Origin of the sequence: Streptomyces sp. 15-116A (genome assembly GCF_025290915.1) — a bacterium.
In the GTDB taxonomy this organism is placed as follows: Bacteria; Actinomycetota; Actinomycetes; order Streptomycetales; family Streptomycetaceae; genus Streptomyces.
In genome coordinates this window covers 1-5,975 of the sequence record NZ_JAOCQE010000332.1, presented here as the reverse complement: position 1 = coordinate 5,975, position 5,975 = coordinate 1, and the positions used below count along the sequence as shown (strand labels likewise).

The following is a 5,975-nucleotide window of genomic DNA, read 5'->3' as shown; positions in this document are numbered from 1 at the left end:
GTACGGCGTCGGCGTCTCCGCGGGCGGCTGCGTCGAGCAGCGCGCGGTCGTGCGGGTTCATGGCGGCTCTCCTGGTGGCGGCCGGGGTCCCCGGCAGGGGCGGTCCGGCCGGGGTCGGGGCCATCCATCCTGGTTCCGGGACCGAGCTCGCCCCCTCGACGGACCGGCTGCACTCTGTATGCCGAGCGGCTGATGCCCGGGTCGTCCGATCGGTTGACCCCGCGAGGGCCGGGCAGGGCATGGGCCGCCCTCGCACTGATCCCGCAGTTGCTCCGGGTACGACCCGTCAGGCGTCCTTGATCCTCGTGGTGACGGGCGTACCGATCTCGATCGTGCGGCTGACCGTGCACAGACGATCGTGGGACGCCTTGATCGCACGGGGAAGGATCGCGCGGGCGCGCTCCGCGCCCTCACCTTCGCCCTCGCCGTCGTCCTCCGGAAAGGTGACGTCGAAGGTGACCGTCAGGTCGGTCATGCGGTTGCCCTGGTCGTCGCTGATCTTGTCGCCCGTCACCGAGAGCGAGAACGTGGCGGGCTCGGCGTGGCGGCTGATGGCGGCGTCGACGTCGGCGGCCGTGCAGCCTCCGATGGCGGCGAGCAGCAGTTCGACCGGGGTGAAGGCGGCGTTCTCGCCGTCGTCCGAGGCGGTCGCGAAGTGGAGGGTGCCGCCGCGTGCGTTGGTGGCGGTGTAGTGGCCGGTGTTGGTCCGCTCGACGGCGACCGAACGCAGGGAAGTCTCGCTCATGCGCCCACACTAGTGCGCGCCGAGACCGGTGCGGGGTCGGTGGCGGACGCGGGCCAGGACCAGGACCGTGTCGTCGCCGGGCGGGCCGCCGAGCAGGTGGGACAGCATGCGGTCCGCCGTCTCCTCGAGGCCGTCCGTCGCGCGGCTCAGTACGGCGCCGGCGGCCGCCACTCCCTCGTCGATGCCTCTGCCCCTGGATTCGACCAGGCCGTCGGTGTAGAGAGCGAGGACGGCGCCGTCGGAGAGCGCGATCTCGGTGGTGTGGAAGGGGTGTCCGCCCACGCCGAGCGGGACCCCCGGCAGGTCGCCGGCGGTTTCGACGCGGCCGTCAGGGGACCGTACGAGTGGGGGCGGGTGTCCGGCGCGGGCGATGCGGGCGCGGCCCGTGCCGGGGTCGTAGTCGATGTACAGGCAGGTGGCGAGTTCGATGCCCGATTCCTGGGCGCAGGCGTCCAGTTCGGTGAGCAGCTCGGACGGTTCCGGGCCGCGCCTGGCGAGGGCCTTGGCGGTGATGCGCAGCCTTCCCATGGCTGCCGCCGCGGGCACGCCGTGGCCCATCACATCGCCGACGACCAGGGCGACGCGCCCGCCCGGCAGGCTGATCGCGTCGTACCAGTCGCCGCCGACCAGGGTGACGTGGCTGCCGGGGACGTAGCGGTGGGCGACCTCGACGTGGGGGCTGGTCGCGAGGTTCGTGGGCAGCAGGGCTCGTTGGAGGGTGAGGGCGATGTCCTGGACCCTGGTGTAGAGGCGTGCGTTGTCCAGGCAGAGGGCGGCTCGGGAGGACAGTTCCGCGGCGAGGCGGAGGTCCTGTTCGGTGAACGGTGGCCGGTCGGCCGCGCGGCCGAACATGGTGAGTCCCTGGACCGTTCCCCGGGCGATCAGCGGTGCGATGAGGATGCCGGTCAGGCCGCTGTCGATGAGGATGCGGGCGCGCTCCTGGTGCATGACGGTGGTCGTCACGAAGTCGGTGTCCACGGCAACGGCGATGGGGCGTCCGGTGCGCAGCATCCTGTGGATGCTGGACCCGGGCGGGTAGTGGACCGTCTCCAGTCCGCTGACCAGTTCATCGGCGGGCGGTGGCAGGATTGTCCCGGAGGCGATCCGGTGGGTGACCAACGGCAACCGCGGGTCGAAGATCTCGGGTTCGTCCATCCAGTCGACGACCTCCACCACGGACGCGTCGGCGAAGTCGGGGACGGCGGCGTCGACGAGTTCGCCCGCCGTCACCTTCACATCCAGCGTGGTGCCGATCCGGGCGGTGGCCCGGTCCAGCAGTTCGAGCCGCTCCCGGGATTCCGCGGCCTCCACGAGTGCCGCTTCCCGGTCGGTGACGTCGACCACGAGTCCGCCGACACCCGGCCGCGTCCCGACGGCCTGGCTGAGCGGGAACAGGCTCACCGACCTGACCTGGTCCCCCTCGGGACGCCGGACCCCGAGGAGGTGACCCACGACCGGGCGGCCCTCCTCGGCCACGCCGCGCAGCAGCCGCTCCAGGCCGGGGGTGTCGCGGGCGGCCATGAGGTCCGGCATCCGGCGGCCGATGTGCTCCTCGACCGTGAGTCCGTCCATGTCGGCGAGCGCCTGGTTCAGGTGCAGGTAGCGCAGGTCCTGGTCCAGCATGACCAGGCCGATCGGGCAGGTGTCGAAGAGGGCGTCGAGGAAGGCGAGGTTGGTCTTGACCCGGTCGAGCTCCGTGCTTCTGCTCGCCAGGGCCATGACCACGGTACGGTCCTCGCCGCTGACGACCGTGAAGGCCCGGAAGCCGCAGTCGAAGACCGTCCCGTCCCGGTGGCGCACGGGCAGCCGGCCGCGCCAGTAGCCGAGGGTGCGGCCGCGATCGGCCAGGTACGGGCCCGCATCCGCCGAGTACGGGCCCGCATCCGCCGGGTACGGGCCCGCATCGGCCTCGTCTGCGCCGGCGCCCGGGCCGCGGGCCGGGAACAGCAGGCCGACGTGCTGGGCGAGTGCCCCGTCGCCGTGGCCGAACAGCTCCTGCGCGCCCGGACCCCAGAGACAGATCCGGTCGCTGTCGTCGATTCCGATGACGGCCACCGATACGTGTTCCAGGAGCGTCCCGGGCTCGGAGCGCAGCCGTTCCCGTGCGCTCCAGTTCTCCGTGTGGTCTACAGACATCCGGGACGTCCTCGACAAGATGGCACCATTCTCCTCATACCGCTGCGTCCCATTGTGCGCCGCCCCGGGCGGACCCGCGGCCTGCGATGAGTTCCGCGGTGTCCGGCAGTCGTACGGTCGAACCCGTCACCGAGGAGGATCCTCTGATGCGCAGCGTGACCTATTCGATGAACGTCTCTCTCGACGGCTACATCGCCGGGCCGGACGGCGACTTCGCCTGGACGGAGCCGAAGGAGGAGGTCTTTCGCTTCTGGATCGACCAGATCCGGAACGTCGACGTCCACATTCTGGGACGGCGGCTGTACGAGACGATGCTGTACTGGGAGACCGCCGACCAGGACCCGTCGCTCGACGACGCACAGCGCGAATGGATCTCTCTGTGGAATCCGCTCCCCAAGGTGGTGTTCTCGAGGACGCTGTCGGAGGTGCAGGGGCATGCCCGCCTGGCCTCCGGCGGGCTGGCGGAGGAGATCGAGCGGCTGCGCGCCGAGCCCGGGGAGGGTGAGATCGCGATCGGTGGCGCGACGCTCGCCGACGAGGCGGCCTCGCTGGGGCTGATCGACGAGTACCGGACGCTGGTCTACCCGGTGCTGGTGGGCGGTGGCGCCCCGTTCCTCCCCCGGCGCGAGCAGCGGGTGGATCTGGAACTCGTCGAGAGCCGGACGTTCGCTTCGAGCGTCGTCTATCTCCACCATCGCGTGGCGCGCTAGTTCTAGGTCGCGTCGTGTGAGCGTGATCGGTCGACGCGCGCGGACGGAAGCGTCCGTCCGAGGCGTGCGAGCGGGGACAACGCCATGATCACCGGGGACAGCGTCATGGCGGCCGTGGTCGCCATGAGGCTGGGCCGGGGGCCCCACTCCTCGGCGAGGACTCCGCCGAGGAGGGAACCGAGCGGGGACAGTCCCATGCCGACGAAGGTGATCGTCGCGGCGATTCGGCCCTGCATCCCGTCCGGCGTGACCGTCTGCCGGACGGCCATGATCGCGACGTTCACCAGCTGGCCGCCGGCGCCGAAGACGAGGTTGACCACGAGCAGCGCGGGGACGGTGACGGCTGCGGAGCCGTGCAGTGCGGGAACGCACAGGAACACGCCGTCGCCGATCGCCGCCGCTGCGACGAGCACCGGGCCGTAGCCGAACCGGTTCGGCAGGCGGGCGGCCAGCACGGAGCCCACGAGCGCGCCCGGCCCTGTCGCCGCCAGGACCAGCCCTATCGCGGTGCCGGACAGGTGCAGTTCCCGTGGCAGGAAGACCAGATAGACGGTCATCACGGCCGCGAAGGAGAACTGGAAGGCGGCCGAGGCCAGGCACACGGTCCGCAGCGTGGGATCGCCGACGACGAGGCGCAGCCCCTCGTGAATACGCCGCCAGATCCGTCCGGGACGCCGCGGGGGCTGCGCGGTCGATTCGGCCCGGCGGATGCGTCGGATCGACAGGAACGACAGGGCGAAGAAGAGCGCACCGGCGGCGGCAGCGATCGGCGCCGACAGCAGCGACACCAGCGCGCCGCCGAGAGCGGGGCCGCCGATCTGGGCCGCGGACCGGCTGCCCTCGAGCGCGCTGTTGCCGTGCACCAGCTGGTCGCGGCGGACCAGCCGGACGAGAGAGGCCTGGTACGCCACGTCGAAGAACACGGAGAAGGTCCCGACGGCGAAGGCGATCACGGCCAGCGCGGGCAGGCCCAGGCAGCCGAGGAGGCCGGTCACGGCGGCGGCCGCCAGGGCGAGGGCGCGCCCGGCGTCGGAGAGCACCATGACGGTGCGCGTGCGCCACCTGTCCACCCAAGCGCCCACGAAGAGCGAGAGCAGCAGGATCGGCGCCTGGCCCAGGGCACGCAGCACGCCGAGCTGGGCGGCACCGGCGTCGAGTGCGAGCACGGCGAAGAGCGGCAGCACGACCAGCCCGGTGTGTTCCCCGAGTTGAGAGGCGGTCTGCCCCGCCCAGAGCCTGCGGAAGTCCCGGTCCCGCCAGAGGCTCGGCGGCACGGGTCGACCGGATTCGGATTCGGCGGCGGAGGATTCGGACGGCACGGGGATCCCTCAGGCGGCGGAAACGAGGCCCGACCTCGCGGCGCACGCCGGGTACGCCGACGATTCGGGCAGGAAAAGGCTCGCTGTGCCGCGCCGACAAAGGACAGCACGCGATGACAGGCCGATCTCGGCCTACGACGTCAACGCGCGCTCGTGCCACCGACCATGGCCGCGCCTCCCCTCGGGTCGAGTCACCGCACGCGGACACTAACCCTCGGCCGCCCGTCACGAGAGGCGATTTACCAGCACCCTCACCTCGTGAAAGTTATTGACAGTCTTGAGCGAGGTGCTGAAACTTACTGCCAGTCGCGGGAATCTCTCCCTCCGCATGCCATCCACACCCGAAGAAGGGGCGCGCCGTATGACCACCCCCGTGCACCACGCCGCCGAGGGAACCGCTCAACCGCCCGGCGCACGGCGGGCGTTGGTGGCGGGGTCGGTGGGGAACCTCATCGAGTGGTACGAGTTCGGGGTCTACGGCTACTTCGCCACCATCATCGCCGCCAACTTCTTCACGCCTGACGGGGGAAGCGACGTCGAGGCGCTCGTCAAGACGTACGCCTCGTTCGCGCTCGCCTTCTTCTTCCGGCCCGTCGGTGCCGCGGTGTTCGGGCGTGTGGGTGACCGGATCGGGCGGCGTCCCACGCTGATCCTGGTCGTGCTGCTGATGACGGTCGCCACGACGCTGATCGGTCTGCTGCCGACGTACGCCATGGTGGGTGCCGCCGCGCCCTGGCTGCTGACGCTGCTGCGGATCGTGCAAGGGCTGTCCGCGGGCGGGGAGTTCGGCGGTGCCGTCTCGATCATGACGGAGTTCGCCCCGCCCGGACGGCGCGGCCTCTACGGTTCCTGGCAGTCCTTCACGGTGGCGCTCTCGGGCTGCTCGCCGGCGCGGGCATGGCGACCCTGCTGGCCACCGTGCTGAGCGCGTCCCAACTCAACGACTGGGGCTGGCGGTTGCCGTTCCTGCTGACCCTGCCGCTGGGTCTCGCCGCCCTCTGGCTGCGGCTCAGGCTCGAGGAGACGCCGTCCTTCCGGCAGGCGGCCGCGCAGGACCGGGCCCCG

Annotated in this window: 4 protein-coding genes and 1 pseudogene; 2 read left to right on the top strand and 3 right to left on the bottom strand. The window is 71.4% G+C overall.

The features are described 5' to 3' along the window. Positions 1–286: 286 nt before the first annotated feature. Both N4P33_RS31400 and N4P33_RS31395 read right to left on the bottom strand, forming a co-directional pair. On the bottom strand, positions 287–745 hold the full coding sequence (locus N4P33_RS31400; RefSeq protein ID WP_260830342.1) for an OsmC family protein: 459 nt from the start codon (positions 743–745) through the stop codon (positions 287–289). Between the two features lie 9 nt (positions 746–754). Then, on the bottom strand, positions 755–2,881 hold the full coding sequence (locus N4P33_RS31395; protein ID WP_260830341.1) for a SpoIIE family protein phosphatase: 2,127 nt from the start codon (positions 2,879–2,881) through the stop codon (positions 755–757). A gap of 146 nt (positions 2,882–3,027) precedes the next feature. On the opposite strand from N4P33_RS31395, the gene N4P33_RS31390 reads away from it, so the two are divergent. Beyond that, a complete protein-coding gene (locus tag N4P33_RS31390; RefSeq protein WP_260830340.1) occupies positions 3,028–3,591 on the top strand; it encodes a dihydrofolate reductase family protein in 564 nt (187 codons plus the stop codon). Between the two features lie 2 nt (positions 3,592–3,593). Here N4P33_RS31390 and N4P33_RS31385 read toward each other — a convergent pair whose 3' ends face one another. Beyond that, complete coding sequence (locus N4P33_RS31385) at positions 3,594–4,910, bottom strand: MFS transporter (protein WP_399030459.1); 1,317 nt, start codon at positions 4,908–4,910, stop codon at positions 3,594–3,596. 361 nt (positions 4,911–5,271) lie between these two features. On the opposite strand from N4P33_RS31385, the pseudogene N4P33_RS31380 reads away from it, so the two are divergent. After that, a pseudogene (locus N4P33_RS31380) lies at positions 5,272–5,975 on the top strand (MFS transporter); the annotation flags it as partial.

Excerpts from the sequence above, each read along its gene's own strand:
- N4P33_RS31400 (WP_260830342.1), bottom strand. The coding sequence starts at position 745 with ATGAGCGAGACTTCCCTGCGTTCGGTCGCCGTCGAGCGGACCAACACC.
- N4P33_RS31390 (WP_260830340.1), top strand. The coding sequence starts at position 3,028 with ATGCGCAGCGTGACCTATTCGATGAACGTCTCTCTCGACGGCTACATC.
- N4P33_RS31395 (WP_260830341.1), bottom strand. The coding sequence starts at position 2,881 with ATGTCTGTAGACCACACGGAGAACTGGAGCGCACGGGAACGGCTGCGC.